Origin of the sequence: Mucilaginibacter sp. PAMB04274, from assembly GCF_039634385.2 — a bacterium.
In the GTDB taxonomy this organism is placed as follows: Bacteria; Bacteroidota; Bacteroidia; order Sphingobacteriales; family Sphingobacteriaceae; genus Mucilaginibacter.
Map to the genome: position 1 here is coordinate 4,498,418 of NZ_CP155081.2, position 17,768 is coordinate 4,516,185.

General features: G+C 40.8%; 13 protein-coding genes. 4 read left to right on the forward strand and 9 right to left on the reverse strand.

Going from position 1 to position 17,768, the window contains the following annotated elements; all coding sequences use genetic code 11:
* Positions 1–147 precede the first annotated feature (147 nt).
* The 9 genes from ABDD95_RS19030 to ABDD95_RS19070 all read right to left on the reverse strand — a co-directional run bounded on the left by ABDD95_RS19030 (position 148) and on the right by ABDD95_RS19070 (position 13,828).
* Complete coding sequence (locus tag ABDD95_RS19030; protein ID WP_345948936.1) at positions 148–597, reverse strand: protein-disulfide reductase DsbD domain-containing protein; 450 nt, start codon at positions 595–597, stop codon at positions 148–150.
* Positions 598–941: 344 nt separating this feature from the next.
* Positions 942–2,087, reverse strand: a complete 1,146-nt coding sequence (locus ABDD95_RS19035) for a TlpA disulfide reductase family protein (protein WP_345948937.1) — start codon at positions 2,085–2,087, stop codon at positions 942–944.
* 32 nt (positions 2,088–2,119) lie between these two features.
* Positions 2,120–3,736 carry a S41 family peptidase gene (locus ABDD95_RS19040; RefSeq protein ID WP_345948938.1) on the reverse strand — a complete coding sequence of 539 codons (1,617 nt, stop codon included), beginning with the start codon at positions 3,734–3,736 and terminating at the stop codon, positions 2,120–2,122.
* Positions 3,736–5,727 (reverse strand): TlpA disulfide reductase family protein, encoded by a 1,992-nt coding sequence (locus ABDD95_RS19045; RefSeq protein ID WP_345948939.1) that lies wholly within the window; start codon positions 5,725–5,727, stop codon positions 3,736–3,738. Before ABDD95_RS19045 ends, ABDD95_RS19040 begins: the two co-directional genes overlap by 1 nt.
* 7 nt (positions 5,728–5,734) lie before the next feature.
* Positions 5,735–7,099 carry a RagB/SusD family nutrient uptake outer membrane protein gene (locus ABDD95_RS19050; RefSeq protein WP_345948940.1) on the reverse strand — a complete coding sequence of 455 codons (1,365 nt, stop codon included), beginning with the start codon at positions 7,097–7,099 and terminating at the stop codon, positions 5,735–5,737.
* A gap of 4 nt (positions 7,100–7,103) precedes the next feature.
* Complete coding sequence (locus ABDD95_RS19055) at positions 7,104–10,715, reverse strand: SusC/RagA family TonB-linked outer membrane protein (RefSeq protein WP_345948941.1); 3,612 nt, start codon at positions 10,713–10,715, stop codon at positions 7,104–7,106.
* Positions 10,716–10,863: 148 nt separating this feature from the next.
* Positions 10,864–12,105 carry a FecR domain-containing protein gene (locus tag ABDD95_RS19060; RefSeq protein ID WP_345948942.1) on the reverse strand — a complete coding sequence of 414 codons (1,242 nt, stop codon included), beginning with the start codon at positions 12,103–12,105 and terminating at the stop codon, positions 10,864–10,866.
* Positions 12,106–12,158: 53 nt separating this feature from the next.
* Complete coding sequence (locus tag ABDD95_RS19065) at positions 12,159–12,791, reverse strand: sigma-70 family RNA polymerase sigma factor (protein WP_345948943.1); 633 nt, start codon at positions 12,789–12,791, stop codon at positions 12,159–12,161.
* Positions 12,792–12,934: 143 nt separating this feature from the next.
* A complete protein-coding gene (locus ABDD95_RS19070; RefSeq protein ID WP_345948944.1) occupies positions 12,935–13,828 on the reverse strand; it encodes an AraC family transcriptional regulator in 894 nt (297 codons plus the stop codon).
* A 168-nt stretch (positions 13,829–13,996) separates the two neighbouring features.
* On the opposite strand from ABDD95_RS19070, the gene ABDD95_RS19075 reads away from it, so the two are divergent.
* The 4 genes from ABDD95_RS19075 to ABDD95_RS19090 all read left to right on the forward strand — a co-directional run bounded on the left by ABDD95_RS19075 (position 13,997) and on the right by ABDD95_RS19090 (position 17,670).
* Positions 13,997–15,349: an FAD-binding protein gene (locus ABDD95_RS19075; RefSeq protein ID WP_345948945.1), complete on the forward strand. Its 1,353-nt coding sequence runs from the start codon at positions 13,997–13,999 to the stop codon at positions 15,347–15,349.
* 155 nt (positions 15,350–15,504) lie between these two features.
* Positions 15,505–15,990, forward strand: coding sequence for a helix-turn-helix domain-containing protein (locus ABDD95_RS19080; protein WP_345948946.1), 486 nt, complete (start codon positions 15,505–15,507; stop codon positions 15,988–15,990).
* Position 15,991: 1 nt separating this feature from the next.
* Positions 15,992–16,792, forward strand: a complete 801-nt coding sequence (gene dapB, locus ABDD95_RS19085; RefSeq protein WP_345948947.1) for a 4-hydroxy-tetrahydrodipicolinate reductase — start codon at positions 15,992–15,994, stop codon at positions 16,790–16,792.
* Entirely contained in the window at positions 16,789–17,670 is an 882-nt protein-coding gene (locus ABDD95_RS19090; RefSeq protein ID WP_345948948.1) for a DMT family transporter, read from the forward strand. The genes dapB and ABDD95_RS19090 overlap by 4 nt, the downstream gene beginning before the upstream one ends.
* The last annotated feature ends 98 nt before the right edge of the window (positions 17,671–17,768 follow it).

Genomic DNA, 17,768 nt, shown 5'->3' on the forward strand with positions numbered 1-17,768 from the left:
AATAACATCGATGAGAAGGAAGCGTCGGCATTGTCACCTCTCAAACCTATTGTATACAGATCAAAAACACAAATAGATTGCGACAGTAGAAACGCTGATTCTATTGAGCGGTGCACTGGCACAAGATAGCATTCTTTTAAGATGGCCTTATTTGATAAGCACGGTAAACTCGACATTATCAGGTGGCAGGCATTTTTGATCGTTACAGGTCATGTACTCCAGGCTGCCTTTAACCGTAATCGGGCCGGTTCTACTTAACTTTACTTTTTGCTGAAATACCACCGAACGTTCGAAGTAACTTAAGTTCATGCTAAACGCTTTTTCGTATTTGGTAATAGGCTTTGGCTCCAAGGTTTTTCCAAGTAAACGATAATTGGGGTTACCAGAGAAAGTGAAAGTCGTTTTGACTGGTCCACCATCGGCTACATTTTGAGAGTAGATATGCCAACCAACATCTATAGTAGCTTTAATCATTATTATGGCTTCAGTATTACTGATTTTTCTTGCTGCGTACGCCCATTTAACAGGAGTTAATATTTGTGCGCAAAGTAAGGTGCTTGATAAAGTAAACATGAGGGTTATTATTAACTTATTCATTTGATGTATGTTTTTTTGAAATGACTTATGTTAGTCAGTATAGATAACCGGCATATTAATCCAATCTGTAAAATCATATCTGTTGAAAAGCAGCCCTTTTACAGACTCTTTTAACAAATCGGCATTGACGTACTTTTTTAACATCCAGAAATCAAGGTTACCTCAGCTTAAAAATTGTCTTAATTTTTCAGCCAATTAGAATGGCACCTAATACTTTAGCCCTGAGCAGATGCCAACTGGTTAACTTTTGGACATCATCATGGCATCTGCTTGATTGGCTTGCGCGACCATTGATGAGATAAAAGCCGTTGAAGTATCAGCGTGATTCAGCTTAAAGCAGTAGATCAATTTATCTTATAAATCTCTTTCAATTTATTTGTTAGATTGTCACCACGGAGATATTTACCTATTATTTTTCCGCTTGGATCAATTAAAAAATTCATAGGGATAGCGTTAACATTATAAAGAAGAGCTGCTTCATTTTTCCAAAACTTCAGGTCGGAAACTTGTGTCCAGGTCAAGCCATCATCTTTAATAGCTTTCAGCCACTTCTCCCTGTCCGTCGGTTTATCTAGCGATATACCCAGTATTTTAAACCCCTTGTTTTTGAACAGATCATAAGATTTTACCAGATTGGGATTTTCTCTTCGGCACGGAGCACACCATGATGCCCAAAAATCAACCAAGACATAATGCCCCCTGAAATCAGATAGCTTTACAGGCTTGCCGTTCACATCATTCTGTGTAAAATCAGGGGCCAACTCTCCCTCCTGTGTTTTCTTGAATTCTGAAATTCTTTTCAAAGATGCCTGACCAAGTTCTGAGCTTTTTACCTCAGAGCTCAGTTTATTATATATTTTTTCGGCTGCAACTGCATCAAAGCCCTCTTTCAAAGTTGAACTCAAAGCGACGATGGCAAGATAAGAATCTGGATGAGCAAGCGCATAATTTTGTTTTGCCTTCACGGTTTCTTCCTCGATCTCATGTGCTCTTTTCTCCAGCGACTGAACATAAGCAGCATCTGATTGCTCAGTAGGATTTTTACTCTTATATTCATTGTTCAGGACAGTATACTTATCGTAAATAGGTTTTAGGAATGCCGTCAGACGGACATTCTCTTCATGCAAATTTGACCCAGCTATCTTTGCATTTTTAATAGAATCAGTTGCTACAATGCTTAGTTCCTTATTTTCAATAAAAAATGGGAATAGATCCCATACCGGCCTCATCGTCGGATCTTCAGATGCTTCGTCATGCTTCACCCGAACAACTGCTTCTTTAATTGAATTTACCTTTCCTTTAAATTCAAATTTTCCACCGGTAATATAGGTTGAATCAATGATTCTTACTTCGCCGTTTTTATAGGAAAGATAGGCTTTTGCCGGTTTGTTCAAATTGCCAATGCTACCGTGAATCGTGTAGCCCTGCTGGGCTGAACACCAAAGTGATGTACATAATAAAACGCTTATGATAAGAGCAGTTATTTTCATTTTTGGATTGTATTATAATTTGTCGTTAACAATTAATTTTTCTGATCAACACTATCGACAGGCTTACTTTGCAAGTAAGCAGTATATCGGTGGGTATCTTGAAGGATTTTAAGGGCTTCTTTGATACTCGTATTTTCTTGATTTATAATTCTCAGGTAATCTTCCTTACCCATGAATACCTGTCCTGCTACCTGGGCCTTGATTTCAAGTGAAAGGAGGTATAGTAACTGTTTTTTATTTTTGGCACCGGGCGGTTTAATGCCTTTTTGACCGGCTGCCTGGACTACTTCATTAACTACATTTCCAGGCACCATATAATCCGCGCCGAATGCCTGAATATCAGGATAGATATTTTTGATTTGCTGACGGCGAGCGTCTGCTATTTTCCACGATGCATCGTTGATCAAGCCAGCTGCCGCAACCGATCTAAGCCATGATGCATCTTGCAACGTATCCAAAGGAACAAACTTGTCGGGTGTAATACCACCTCCACCGTATACAGTCCGTTTGTTAAGAAGTGTTTTGAATTTCAAAGAATCTGCATGCTTTACGGAGACTTCTCTGAATAATTCCCCACTCGCATACCGGTTACTGATGTCCGCCTGGTAATTAATCCCTTTATATGGTTTTTGAACAGATCTGCCTGCGGGTGTGAAGAGGCGGCCACCGGTCAGCTCCAGGACGGAACCGTCAGAAAGCGGTATGGGCCTTTGGGTAAGTCCTTTGCCATAACTTCGCCTGCCTACCAGAACTGCCCGATCCCAGTCCTGCAATGCACCTGCTAAAATTTCACTAGCTGATGCTGTTGACTGATCAATGAGTACCACGGTTGGGCCGTTCCAGGATGCTCCTGACGCCGAAGCATAATAGTAATCTTTGCCTCTGTCTTGTGCAACAGTGTAATACACGAGCTGATCACGTTTTAGAAATTCATCAGCAACTCCCAAAGCAGCTTCCACATATCCTCCACCATTCCCTTGTAAATCAAGGACCAGCTGCTTCATGCCCAATGCTTTGAGTTTGATCAGTGCATGATCGACCTCATTACGCGTAGATTGGCTAAAAATGCGTATTGCAATATAACCTGTTTGGCTACTGAGCATATATGCCGCCGTTACAGAATGATCCGCAACAGCCCCACGTGGGATCTCATAGGAAAGCACTTTTCTTGCCATCGGACGGTATAATTCAATTTTAACGGACGTATTCTTTTGCCCGCGGATTCTTGTCAGAATATCCATATTAGTCAGTTGCGAGCCGGCTACCGTTTCATTATTGATTTTAATTATCCGGTCACCAGTCATGAGACCCGCTTTTTCTGCAGGTCCGTCAGGAAGTATTTGCGTCAGGTAAACAGTATCGTTTTGTAACATATATTCTATGCCAATTCCAACAAAGTTCCCTCGCATCGCTGTTTTCATTTCCAGCGCTTCATCTTTGCTAATATATTTTGAGTGGGGATCCAGGGTGGTAAACATGCCTTTTATCGCTGCCTCGGCCAAAGTTTGCTCGCTCATTGAGTCTACATAATTCAGTTTGATGGCGTTTAAGGCTTCCTTAAGCTTATCCCTTCCAGTAGTTTGCGCGTCCATCACGAAAGGAAATCCTGTAATTAATACGGCAACGATGATTATTTTTTTGAATAACATTATTTTTCTGCTTTTAACTTGTCTATAGCGTAGGATAATTCGTCCACTAATTTGCTTGGGCTTCCTGAATACCCTTCCGTGCTGTACCGGATCACGCCGTCTTTAAGAATTATTTTTCGAGGAATGCCCGATGAATTGAACATGGGGGCGATAGTAGAGAAAACTGCATTTTGTTCTCCGGACTTCGGATTGATGCCATCATGCAGAACTTTAAAACGCCAGCCTTCTCGTTTAATAAAATCTTTAACTTTCTTTTTGTAATCTCCCGATTGTGAGGTGCCTATGAAATAAAAATCAACTAGTGGGTCTTTGGCATATTTATCAACGGTAAGCTGCATACCGGGGAAAGCCATAATACATGGGCGACACCAGGTGGCCCAAAAGTCGAGGACCACAATTTTACCATCCCAGTCACTCGACCGCACCAACTGCCCGTTGAGGTCTTCCAAAGCGAAAGGCATCATATCCCTAGTCATCATATGCGCCTGCACATATTCTTTCAGGTCCGCAATTTCATTGGATGACTTCAATGAAGCCAAGTATTGTTCATAACCAACTTCACTGCCATTCATTTTTGTATAAATCTGCTTAAGCCGGATAAACATGTCCGGTGTGACCGAATTGGCTTTAACACTTTCCTCCAGTAAATGGCCGATAAGCTGTGACTGACCTGTTTTGTCCAGCAAATCCAGATGAATTGCGTTTAAATCAGCGCTTGCATATAGATCTGCTGTTTTAAACAGCTTATAATAACGTTCAGCTCCCTGATAATCCCCGCTCGCATAGTGGATTTCGATTTGGTTAGCTATCCGAAGAGTCAACTGCTTGCTCACATTTGCCTGGGCTTGCTCTGATTGATCAAAATCAGTACGATAAGAATTATCCTGTTCCTTCTTTAGCAGGTCATTAAAAATACTGTCTGCTAAGGGCTGCAAGGTAAATATGGGGACAGATTTCAGCATGTAAGCACGCTCAAGATTCCAGCGGTAAACTTCATTCTCAGTTTTAAAGTCCCAATCGCTTCTTAGACGTAGCAAGGCTGAGTAATTGCCGCTATCAAAATAAGCTGTGGCAAGGAGACGATAGACTTCGTAGTAGATATATCCTTGCTGGCTGGGGTTTCTTCTAAATTCAGCTATAGGAAAGGTGTTCAAAAAATGTTCACACCGGGCAATGAGTTGTTCGTTTTTACCTCCGTTACTGACGACTTGTTGATAGGCATCGAATCGGGCCAATTCACCTGTAGGAAATTTATTTATAAGCTTATTTTTAAGCTGATCCGCCCTCGCTTTATCTCTAAGTTCATATTGGTAAACACGGTAAATTTCGGACATATCCTGTTCAGATAACTCTGATAAAGCCAGCAATCTTTCCAGCAAAACAGGTGCATTTGTCTTAAACTCATTACCTTGGATGTGCCTTTGTAGAGCCAGATACGCATGGACATATTTTACCGGAGAACTGTTTTTTTGCTGCAACTCCTGTCCCAATAGCCTGTTTAGGGAATCGGCCGACATTTTAACCTTATCACTCTTAAAATATCCGGGGATTCCACCACTGTAGCCGGGAAGCATTAATAATGCTTGTGCCAGCGCGCCGCCTGGTAAGTTTCTGCCTTTTTTGTCGCTAATCGGTATGGAATAACCAAGTTCATTATTGTTGTCAAATTTGTCAGGCGATTTCAAATCGCCCTGATAGAATTTTACGGCTATAAACGATGTACCTGGCCTTACATCAATACTTGTTTTGAATTCATTAGTTCTTTGAGCTAATGAAACTGTATCTGTTTGCCAATGATAGTTTATAAACTGATAAAGTGCTGCTTTTACAGGCTTGGTATTGTCCAGATTGCTGTAGTCCTTATCATAAATTAATATCAGAGATTTACCGGCAACAGGTTTCTGGGGGCTTATAGATAAGCGGTTATTATTCACCTGTGCTACGGCACAGGTGAATAATAACATAAACATTGGAAGGAAAAACTTAATCATGGTACGCTTATCGTGGGTTTTGTTCAATTTCTGGATTTAGAAGAATATATTTTTGTCCGATAGGATACAAATAACGGTTACTATTAGGCTCTAGGGTGTAAGTTATCCCTTTAAACACCCTAGATTTAGCAGCCGCAAATGCAGGATCAGCATTTAAACGTTTCTGGTCAAACCATCGCAGACCTTTACCAAAAAATTCTCGTTTCCGTTCATCAATTACGATTCTTAGTGCAGTGTTTGCGTCAGCCGCTGAAAGTTCAGCATAATTTGCATCCAAAAAACGTTTTTTACGTAGGGTATTAACTATAGCCATGGCATCTATTGTATTGCCGGCACGTGCAAGGCATTCCGCCTTTGTAAGCATAACCTCTGGCACTGAGGGACCCGTCTGGATGACATATTCACCATTAAGCGTGTAACGCCAATATCCCCTTCCTGTAAAGGAAGAACTGAAGACGCCAAATGAGGTTCCTACCCTTGTAAACAGCGTATAACGCAAATCATTTGTCCCAAGCAAATTCAGCACTTCAGTACTGATAGGGATGCCGGTATAACTTCCGTTGACAATCTTAGACATAATCACTTCAGGATCTGCAAGTCTCTTGGGAACAGTTCCCGGTGAGGAATTGAACGTTTTCAGATCCAACAGTGTGTTTTGTATAGCAAGGGCACTATCAGCATAAAGACCGGCCTGTCCGAACTCACGAAGGTTAAGATAGGTCTTTGTCAGTAACGCATATCCTGCTGCTTTAGAGGGCCGGTTATTATAGTCCGGCAATCTTGGCAATGCCTTCAAAGATTGTTTTAAATCTTTTGTTATTTGTTCGTATACGGACGCAACAGGTGCACGTTTCAAATTGGCATAAAGGTCTGGCGTGGTCAGTAATGGAACGCCTAAGTCAGAGGCAGCCGTACCAGCATTGTACTGCTTACCGTAAAGATTAACCAAAATAAGGTAACAGTTGGCACGATGTACCAAAGCCTCTCCGTAGAGTTGTTGCTTCAGCGCTTCAGATCCGCCATCGGAACTGAGCACACCGTTGATCACCACGTTACAGTTGTAAATGATATTGTACAATTTATCCCAATCGATGTCACTTATTGATTCTGGAACATAAGCCTCGCTCCAGGTGTAGACATTCCCCCATATGGTCGAAATATTAGATTGTCGGGTAGCATCGTTTATTTCTGTATCATCGCCCAGTAGAATAGGGTAACCAAAGCTACCCTCAAAAATAGAGGCGTTGTCCAGTAAGTAACGGTAATCGCTGGTATATTTTGGTGTGCGGATACCTGGCTGACTGATTTCAACATACTTGCGGCAACTGGCCAATGACAGGACAGCCACCAAGGTGTATATAAACTTTTTCATAATTTTAAAATGAAGCGTTCAAGCGCAATAAAAAACTCTTTGCTGGAGGGAGATTCGAGTAATTACCGTTATTGATATACAGAGGATCCAGGTTATGCTTATTTGCGCGCCAGATAATCCCCAGATTTTGAATATTCCCGCTTAGGGATAAACTTTTAATGATAGTCTTGGCCAGGTACTTGTCCGGAACGCTATATCCTAAACTTACTTGCTGTAATCTGATATGATCCCCCTTCTCCAAAAGGACATCAGAATACTGGTAGCGGTATATACTATTATAATTTGAGTTAGCTATGCCAGGTATATTCGTATTTGCTTCATCTCCGGGTTGCCGCCACCGGTACGCCAAATCCTCAACTTTACCAATAGAACCATAGAAGGTAGAGTTTCCACTAGAAGGATAGTTGTTGTAAGTAATGGACGGGCGCATAAATACGTTGCCGAAGTAGTAGTTTATTTGAGCCGTTGCTGCGAAGGGGCCAAAGGTAAATGTATTAAAAAAGCCACCCGAGTACGGGGCATAGGTAACACCTGCATATTTTAGATCTTCCCTGGTGAAATTCGCGGTGGATGCGGTACTGCTTACAATGTTATTATTTCGATCATAAATCTGAGATTCACCTAATTTATCAAGGCCGGCCCATTTATAAACAAATAATGCACCGATCGGCAGTCCGTTTACATAAGTAGAATTGGTCAATAAACTTGATGTTTGGTTAGCGTAACGCTCGTCTGCAATTTCATTTGTAGTGTAAGAAAAATTCAAAGTAGAGCTCCATTTGAATTGTCTAAATCGCAGTATTTCCCCGGTTACACCCAGATCAATACCGTGCCCTTTTAAAGTAGCAGTATTGTACGTCAGGCTAGACCAGCCATAAGTCGGATTATAAGGCAGCGGTCTTGGGATGTCTGTCGTCTTTTTAGTATAAACATCAAAACTTCCAATCAGCCTGCTTTTGAATAAACTGAAATCTGTCCCAATATTTAATTGACGGGTAGTTGACCAACTTAAGGTACTATTAGCAGGTGTAGTTATGGACGCAGTTGTTAATCCGGTTCGGCTGTCTGAAGAATTGCTCACGGACAACAAGGTAACGTTTGACCCTAATGTTGGTATGGTACCGCTGGTCCCCAAAGATGCCCTGAATGCCAAGCCCGAAAGCCACTCAACTTTTGCTAAGAAGTTTTCTTTGTCCGCATTCCATCGTATCCCCGCAGACCAAAAGGGTTTGGCGCGAACGCTTCTGTCAACGCCAATCAGCGTGGCATCATCAAACCTGATACTTCCGGTGACGAAATATTTATTGTCATAACTATAGCCAGCGTTACCATAATAGGATAAATACCGTCTTTTAGTAGCGGAAATGCCGCTAAGATTATTTCCTAATGTCGACGAGTACCCATATAATGTCATATAGGAAACGCTTGGATTAAAGCTGCCAATGGAATTAGCATCCTGGTTATAACCGTAACGGGTGGATGATGTCGTATTTGTACCGGTTTCTCTTATTTCTGTGCCGGCTAGGGCCGTCAGTTGATGCACTGACCTGAAAGTATGATCGTAGTTGAGCTGGCCCCTCACACCAGTATCGTAAGCGTCCGGGTTGCTTTCAAAATAGGTTCCGCCATAAGGGATATTATAAACCAATTTTCCGCTATTAACTACCGTTCCGGTATTCAGCTGGATCCGATTGGCATAACTGTTAAGTTCATTGACAGTGACAATGCTATTCAGCTGGCGTTGACTCATAAATGAGATATCAGCGTTTAATCCATCTATAATCTTCCCGTTAAGACCAGCAGTTAGCCGGATAGTTGTTGATTTATTGATCGAATTCGAGTAATTCAATTCATCCAGCGCATTATAGCCAAATGGCAAATAACCCTGTGCTGTAAAGTTATCTGCAATAGACTGCCTGAAAATTATGGTTCGTTGAATACGATTACCATTTCCGTCTACCAGCAGGTCATAGGGCCGCAGGGAGGTGGTGGTGGTAGATAGAGCGTCTACTGCTGCTCCATTATAACGATACTTATCATACTGAACGTTCAGCCCCGTCCTAAAGGTCAATCTTTTTCTGAATAGCCCAGAGGAGAGATTGGAGTTTAAATAGAAATTGTCTGATAAATTGTTCTTGTAAAAAGGTTGATTGCGTGTATAATTACCAGAAACACTATATACAGTATTTTCAGCGCCACCAGAGATAGAGATGTTCGTTTGCTGAGTGATGCTGTTCTGTAATAAATACTGGTCAATCTGATCAAGTGAATTGTGTGAGCTGAGTTCCGCTAAGGCAGCGTCGCGCTGCGCTACTGTTGCTGTTCCTCGTTTTACACGAAACATCCATTCCGTAGCCTCACTATTGTTAGCAACATACAACGCGCTGGATCCGGTGGATAGCGCAGGGTCAGTGATTAACCCCCGATCAACAATTTCCTGTTCCAGGTCGATGAATTGGCTACTGTTCATCCACGCCAAGCTTTTGAGGCTCGGACGTTGGGACACACCATATGTATAATTCATATTGATGAGCGGCAAGCCTTTCTTTCCTTTACGGGTTTCAATAACAATTACCCCATTGGCCCCCCTTGATCCCCAAATAGATGTAGCTGAAGCATCTTTCAAAACCGTAATTTGTTCAATATCATCCGGATTAAAACGATTTATAATTGCGTTACCTGTTACAGCTCCGGTTGCTTTAGTAATTCCCGGCTGATCATCACTGCTAATTAAAGGAAAACCATCTACGACAATAAGCGGGTTACCGGCAGTCGTATATTCATTTACCCCCCTCACTTGTATCTTGTTGTTCCGGACATCAAAATTCACACCCGGAAGTTTACCAATTAGACGTTCCATCAAATTGGCACTCGGAGTAGATTGAATTTCATCGTGCGATATTGCTGCGTATGCACCCGCAGCACGTTCCTTTGATATTTTGGTATAACCGTCATAAATCACATTGACCTCGTTCAGGCGGGTCATTGTTGATCTTAAAATGATTTTGTGAGGAATTTTATCGGAACGGTCAACATAGATATCCTGCGATTGATAGCCGATATACGTCACGGATAGAACTAGGCCCGCTTCAGGAACATCTGAAACGGTAAATTCCCCATTCTTATCAGAAATATAGCTTTTTTTGGTTCCTCGAACTGTGGCCACAGCCCCAGGTAGATTGTTGCCAAGACTATCGGTGACCACGCACCGTATATCAACAGCTGTGGGCAGGATATTTTTTAATTTTTCCAATAGGCTTCGTTCCTTGATGGTTATCGTCTTATTGTCAATTTCAAAGGACAGCTGCTGATCTGCCAATGCCGCGCGTAGTGCCTGGGGTAATGTCGCATCTTTGAGCGTAAGCGAAGTTGGTTCAGCTTTTGTAATCAGTTGCAGATCATAAACAATATCATATCCACTTTGCCGATGAATCTCTTTTAGAATGCTCTCAAGCGAAGCATTTTGCCTGTTCAGCGTAATGCGCTGACCCATCGAGGCCGCATTTACCTGAAGAAGTCCAAGTAACAAAATCAATGTGGTCCATCGCATAACTTGCAAAATTTTTTGGATCTGTCGTTGGGGCACGACAACACCAATAGTATAAATTGTATACATTTGTCTTGTTTGGTTTTGCAAAACGTTATTGTTTCCACACGCAAGCGTTTTGCAGGTTTAACTGTAGTTTAATTACTAGGGAATGCCAGACAGCTAAAGACCAGGAGTGTTTGCAGCACTCTTGGCTTTACTGTTAAAATTTAGATACTTATTTGGACACCAATACCCTCCTTCCGTCAAGTTTAAAGTGAATCTTTCCAGTTGATTCCATCATATTCAACACCTCGGAAATATTGTTTTTTCTTGATATCCACCCGCCGAGTGCTAAATCTTGTGGTGCATCCTGCATATATATAATGTCCACGTCATACCAGCGCGCTACCTTTCTGAGAGCACTATGGATATCTTCTCTAAAAACAAAATCACCGTTCTTCCAGGCTATGGCCGCTTCAATGTCAGCATTCCTAACCTGAAAAATTGTCTTACTGCTAACCACTTCCTGATTCGGCCTAAGCAATGCCCCGGAGGATCTATTGGCAGCGGCTTTCCTGACCTTAACGCTACCTTCCAACAGGGTAGTAACGGCTGCAGGTTCGTTGGCATAGCAATTGACATTGAAATGAGTGCCCAGTACTTCAATCTCCTGGTCAAGGTTTTTATCCTGGTCAATTGAATACTTTACTATAAACGGCAAACGTTTCCCGGTAATAGGATTTATACGGTGAGCCACTTCGAAATATCCCTCTCCGTTCAACTCGACTTTCCTTACTGCCTGGTCAAAAACTGCCGGATAAATTAATGTCGTTTTCGCATTAAGCCAAACCCTAGTTCCGTCTGGTAAGACAATCATAAACTGGCCTTTGGCGGGTATTTCAATTGTGTTAAGCTTGCCGAGGTTGGCATCATTGTCTTTACGCTCAGAAACCTGATATACTAGTTGCCCGTCGGCCGTTTTTCTGACTCGAAAGCCTGGTTCATCAACTAGCAAACCAGGTTTTGCATGGGTAATATCAAGCTTGCGACCATTAGCCAATGTCAATAACGCCCTGTTTCCACCGGGGGAAATATCATGAGATCGATTAAAGACATAGTTGCTTTTAGGCGTTTTATATTTCAAATAAAATACGCCAAATGCCAAGAACACTAACACGATTGCGGCCATGGCAGCGGTCAGAGCCCATGGATTGAAGTATATAAGTTTTTTCTTTCTTGAAAACGGTTGCCGAGAAATCAGTTTTTGTAATTTATCGAATTGAGTTTGAGCCTCTTGCCGGGAGGCTTCAATGCCTGAAGTAATTACTAAAGCTTTGAGCTCATTAATAAAATATCGGTCATCGGGATGATCCTCGATATGCTTTAACCAAAAACGAACGTCATTGTCGTTCTTTTCAGTGCAAAAATTGATGAAAGATTCGTCTTTCAACAACGAATTTATATTTTCCGGATCCATTCTATCGCTTTATATACAATAGAGTGAAGAAATCCAGATTTTCACTACTCTATTTAAAAAAAAAACAAAAAACAGAGTATGAAAACTACGATTATCAACAAAATTAACCGTCCAGCCGGCCCTAAATCGGTTTTAAGCTTTGATATGGCTTTATATACGGTGTTGTAAACCGTATTAATAGAAACTTCATTGTGCAATGCAATTTCAGGATAAGACATACCTAAATAAAACTTCTGATAAATCATTAAACGTTGTTTGCTGGGCAATTTATTTACAAAACTTTTCAATATATCTGCTTTTTGCTCAATTACACTATTATATATATGTAATGACTCGGATGATGGTACAATGAATGCTTCAGGAAGATCTATAATGGAAAAAACATCATCGGCATTCGTCTCTTCATTTTTCAACAGTTTACGTAGAAATATAGTCGTTAAATAATTATGATGATGATTAATCTGGTTCAATTTTGGAGCATTTTCCCAAACATACAAGAAGAGTTCATTGATAGTATCTTTGATGAGCTCTGCATGAAACCCCTTCTTACTTCCAATAAAAAAAAAGTAATGATAATAGTGGTTGTAGATATCTTTAAAAGAAGTTTCACTTTGCTCCGTTACAAAATGGTCCCACTGTGATTTTAATTCTTTTCCATTAAAATTTCTCTCCTTCTGATTATCCACATTGCAATTTAAATAATTTTCATAACTTAACGACCCTTGCAGTCAATTGCCTAGGGAAGACCTCTGTAAAGGCAACAGCCAAAAGTTGATTTTATAAGCGGGGCCTTTCCTACTGTCCAATATTCTACTTAAAAACGAATTGATCAGATTCTTCGCGAACTGCGTTTAAATGCTGATGGTGTTCTTCCCTCTGTCGTTTTAAAAAGTTTGTTAAAATGGGAAAGGCTCTCAAAACCTACCGCATAACAAGTTTCCAATACATTATAACCTTGCATAAGCAAATTTTTTGCCCGCTCGATCCGGTATTGGTTTACAAAATCGGTAAAGGTCATTTCCGTTTGTCGCTTAAAGTACCGGCAAAAAGCGGGGGTGGTCATATTCACTTTAGCAGCAACTACATTTACATCAGGGCGCTGATCGTAGGCCTTGTCAATATATTCGTAAATATCACCCATCCTTAGTTTGTCCTTCAAAAGGAACGCTTTACTTTTTAGGTCTTTGTTCAGGATTTGTCCATCTACTGACTCGGCAAGAAGACTGAAGACTTTAATAATCTGTAAAAGCTGATCAAATGTATCCAAGTTCTTCAAATTTTTCAGGAGCTCGGCAATCTTAATCTTTGTATTTTCCTGAAAAGCGACGCCATAGTCAGCCTGGTGCAACAAAGCTGAAATTTTTGCGAATTCGGGTGCATTCTTCAAAGCTGTGCCGAGAAAGTCTGTACGGAGTTGAATGACAATTTGGGTATAATCCTGTTGCAGGCGATAATCAAAGTTTAAATGGGCCAAGTTGTTTCCAATTAAAACCAAATCACTATGGGTGTATGTAGACACATGGGTGCCGATATGCCTGATACCAGAATCGGCTTCGATATAAACCAACTCAATTTCGGGATGACAATGCCAGAAAAACTTGTTACGCATTTCTGGATATATCAATCTGAATGATTTTCCCTCCTCGAACTTAATTTTTTCAAAATAAATGTCCTGCATGCCCAATTTCCCATTATTAAGTACTGAAGATAATAAAAATATCAATACAGAGCTTATTTAGGTTAATCGCGATGGAGATATTTTCAATTCACTCCAGTAACTTTGTTAGGCTATAGTTAACCCGTTATACATGATGCAGGATTACCTAGGTGATGTAACTCAACAAAACCAGCGTCCGCAAGCACCAGTTTGACCATACCAATAACCTGAGAAATGAAAAAAAGATCCTTTTTAAAAATGTCGTCTGCCTTGTTGGCTGGCGTTGCGTTTACGCCTTTTTACAGCTGTTTTACACCGCCCAAAAAAAGACTAAAAAACTGGGCAGAAAACATCGAGTTCAGCACAGATAATCTCTACTATCCGGAATCGATCAGTGAAATTCAAGAAATTGTAAAGCGTTGCAAAAAAATTCGGGTTTTCGGATCGCGTCACTCATTTAATAGAATTGCCGATAGCGATGCCAATATGATTTCTCTATCCGCTCTAAACAAAGTAATAGATATCAATGAGAAAGAGCACACGGTGACCGTTCAGGGGGGCATTCGTTACAGCGAACTTGCGCCCTATTTATATAAAAAGGGATACGCCTTGCCAAATCTCGCCTCCTTGCCACATATTACTATTGAAGGGGCAGTCGCTACAGCAACCCATGGTTCAGGAGTATCATTAGGCAATCTCGCAACATCGGTTTCGGCTATCGAGTTTGTAGATGCAACTGGTGCACTTGTTCATTTGACCAGAAAAGACCATGCCAGTGAGTTTGCGGGCGCGGTGGTCAGTTTAGGTGCTTTGGGAATCGTCACCAAGATCACGTTAGACTTGGTACCGACGTTTGACATGACTCAGGTGGTATACTTAAATATGCCCATGAAGACATTGAAAAATAACATGTTAGCTGTTTTATCGGCCAGCTATAGTGTCAGTTTGTTTACCAACTGGGCTAATCAAAATGTGAGCGAAGTATGGTTAATCGACAAAGCGATAAACGGAGCAACCGCTGAAATTAAATCAGAATTTTATGGCGCTAAGGCAGCACGAAACAACGTCCACCCTGTGATCGATCAGTCTGCGGAAAAAGTGACCGATCAGATGGGTGTACCTGGGCCATGGTTTGAACGTATGCCGCATTTCAAGATGGGATTCAAACCGAGCACGGGAAAGGAATTACAGTCAGAATTTTTTGTAGGTATTGAACACGCGTATGACGCAATGATGGCTATCGAACAACTGCATAAACAAATAACGCCACATCTTTTTATTACGGAGATACGAACGATCAAAGGCGATGATTTATGGATGAGTCCTTGTTATCAACAGGATTGTGTAGCCTTTCATTTCACGTGGAAACAGGAAAATGAGGCGGTAAATAGCGTGGTAAATCAAATAGAAGAGAAATTGGCCGCATACCGCGTTCGTCCGCATTGGGCAAAAATTTTCACGCTCAAACCTGAAGTATTGCAATTAAGATATGAAAGGCTACATGACTTCAAAAGTTTAATGAAGCGATACGACCCTCAAGGTAAATTCCGAAATGATTTTATCGACAGGAATCTACTTGGCAGTTAAGTGATATTATCAAACATCAGGAATAGAGAGCCGCTTTGCCGTGATCTTGATAAAACAGTTTTCCGATATCTCAGGCCGGTACAATAATAGATACGTCCTAAAAAACTTTGAAAGAATAATTATTAGAACGTTATTTGTATAACTAGTTATACAAAATGGACGACAAGGATTTTTTAAGGAAGCTATCTTACGCAGGGTTATCGAGTCGCATCAAAAGATTGAGTGATGCGTTATTATATAGTACAAAAGACTTCTACCACTCATTGGGACTAGATATTGAGCCAAATTGGCATCTTGTGTTTTTGTTATTGAAAGAAAATGAGAATTTATCCTTAGCAGATATTGCTGAGCGCCTACAGCTTTCACATCCGGCAATCATTAAAATCGTTAAGGCCATGCAAATAAAGGGTTATGTTCAGGCTAAAAAAGACGAGAATGATTCTAGAAAACAAATACTGTTTCTTACTCAAAAGTCTTATGATGCGCTGCCTGGATTTGAGCGTTGTTGGACAGCATGTGTTTTGACTATGCAGGAAATTGCAGCGGATAATAATGATTTTCTAGATGCTTTGACAAAGATCGAGGAAAAGATTAAAGTCAGCAATTATAAAGATCGAACCATAAAAAATTTGAAAGCTTAATATGAAAGTGTTAGTTGCAGGTGGTACAGGTTGGGCCGGCTCAGAATTGAGTAAAGCCATTGTTCAGCATCCATCTCTAGAGTTGGTTGGAGCTATATCCCGGTCGCAAGCAGGAAAGAATTTGGCTGAGCTGCTGGGTATCGAGGGAAGTTTGCCTATTTATGATAACATCAATTCTGCGATAGCTGGAGCCGATTTTGACATAATGGTAGATTATACCAGTCCAGCTGTCGCGATGTCAAATATCATACTTGCATTAAGAAGCCACAAAAAGGTCGTCATCGGAACCTCTGGCCTGTCAGAATCCGACTATGCTGAAATCGAAAAAGTAGCAATCGATTTTGAGACCTCAGTTTTGGCAGTCGGGAATTTTGCAATAACTGTAGTGTTGCTTCAAAAATTTGCCGAGATCGCGGCGAGATATATCTCTACCTATGAAATCATTGACTACGCTCATCAAGACAAGATTGATGCGCCGAGTGGCACTGCCCGGGAATTAGCTTATAAGCTTTCAATGATACAAAAACCGATAAGCGAACAGTTAAAACATGGGTTCCTTGGTGAAAAGGATAGCAGGGGAACCAATCTCAATGGCATTCAGGTTCATTCAGTAAGATTACCGGGTCATGTGATCTCCATCGAGACAATCTTTGGTTTAGAAGATGAAAAGCTGATTATTCGCCATGACGCAGGGAAAAGCGCGAAACCTTATGTCAAAGGAGCATTGATTGCTATAGAAAATATATCTTCCTTCAAAGGCTTACGAAGAGGCCTAGATACAGTATTAAATCTAGAAATATGACCAAGTACCATTTGGGAGTCCTTTGTGGCGCCATTAGCTTCGGTATCTTGTCATCGTTTGTGAAAGTCGCTTATAGAGATGGTTTTCTGCCGGGAGAGTTATCTTTTACGCAAGCTTTAATAGGAGCGATTGTTCTTTGGTCTGTTACCTGGTCATCGAAAAAGCAGTTTGTCTCATCAAAGGATAAGGTCATGTTACTATTGTCTGGATCGACCATTGGAATCTCGACTTACCTATATTATGTATCAGTCCAATATCTCTCTGCTACAATCGCTATTGTATTACTGATGCAATTTACTTGGATTAGCATGTTGATCGAATGTTTTTTTTTTAAAAAGACCATCAACCAACTTGAATTATTTTCAGCACTTGTCATAGTTGCAGGCACCATTTTAGCAAGTGGGCTTCGAATGTCAAAAAATATGGAACTGCCGACCAAAGGAATTCTGATTGTGATGCTCGCTTCAATCTTCTATGCCGTGTATGTTGTCGCCAACAGTAAAGCTGGAAGAGATGTGAACTGGCGAAATAAAGGAGCATGGTTGATGTCTGGATCTGCGATAGCAATCGGCATTACAAACCATCATGAACTTTTATTTAGCAGTCACCCTGGAGCAGAACTCCTGGGGTGGGGTTTATTGATGGCTATTTTTGGAACGATACTCCCACCTATTTTATTTGCAACCAGCATACCCAAGGTAGGTGCTTCCGTTAGTAGTTTATTAATGACTATTGAATTACCGGTGGCCGTCACCTCGGCCAAGATAGTTTTGGATGAACATATCAGTAAAATGCAAATCTTTGGAGTTTTCATTATGCTGGCTGCTATCGTTGCCCATAATTATTTAAAATTTTTAGGAGATTACCGAACTAATTAAAATCAATATTAGGCACATTTCTTTGTTGAAGAAGTATTATAGATTATCACTTTTAAGGGAACCATTGAATGCAGGAATTTACGAGAATGATTGATTTA

What these genes read in the sequence shown, in the direction of transcription:
- ABDD95_RS19030 (WP_345948936.1), bottom strand. Translation starts at nt 597, where the DNA reads ATGAATAAGTTAATAATAACCCTCATGTTTACTTTATCAAGCACCTTA.
- ABDD95_RS19035 (WP_345948937.1), bottom strand. Translation starts at nt 2,087, where the DNA reads ATGAAAATAACTGCTCTTATCATAAGCGTTTTATTATGTACATCACTT.
- ABDD95_RS19040 (WP_345948938.1), bottom strand. Translation starts at nt 3,736, where the DNA reads ATGTTATTCAAAAAAATAATCATCGTTGCCGTATTAATTACAGGATTT.
- ABDD95_RS19045 (WP_345948939.1), bottom strand. Translation starts at nt 5,727, where the DNA reads ATGATTAAGTTTTTCCTTCCAATGTTTATGTTATTATTCACCTGTGCC.
- ABDD95_RS19050 (WP_345948940.1), bottom strand. Translation starts at nt 7,099, where the DNA reads ATGAAAAAGTTTATATACACCTTGGTGGCTGTCCTGTCATTGGCCAGT.
- ABDD95_RS19055 (WP_345948941.1), bottom strand. Translation starts at nt 10,715, where the DNA reads ATGTATACAATTTATACTATTGGTGTTGTCGTGCCCCAACGACAGATC.
- ABDD95_RS19060 (WP_345948942.1), bottom strand. Translation starts at nt 12,105, where the DNA reads ATGGATCCGGAAAATATAAATTCGTTGTTGAAAGACGAATCTTTCATC.
- ABDD95_RS19075 (WP_345948945.1), top strand. Translation starts at nt 13,997, where the DNA reads ATGAAAAAAAGATCCTTTTTAAAAATGTCGTCTGCCTTGTTGGCTGGC.
- ABDD95_RS19080 (WP_345948946.1), top strand. Translation starts at nt 15,505, where the DNA reads ATGGACGACAAGGATTTTTTAAGGAAGCTATCTTACGCAGGGTTATCG.
- dapB (WP_345948947.1), top strand. Translation starts at nt 15,992, where the DNA reads ATGAAAGTGTTAGTTGCAGGTGGTACAGGTTGGGCCGGCTCAGAATTG.
- ABDD95_RS19090 (WP_345948948.1), top strand. Translation starts at nt 16,789, where the DNA reads ATGACCAAGTACCATTTGGGAGTCCTTTGTGGCGCCATTAGCTTCGGT.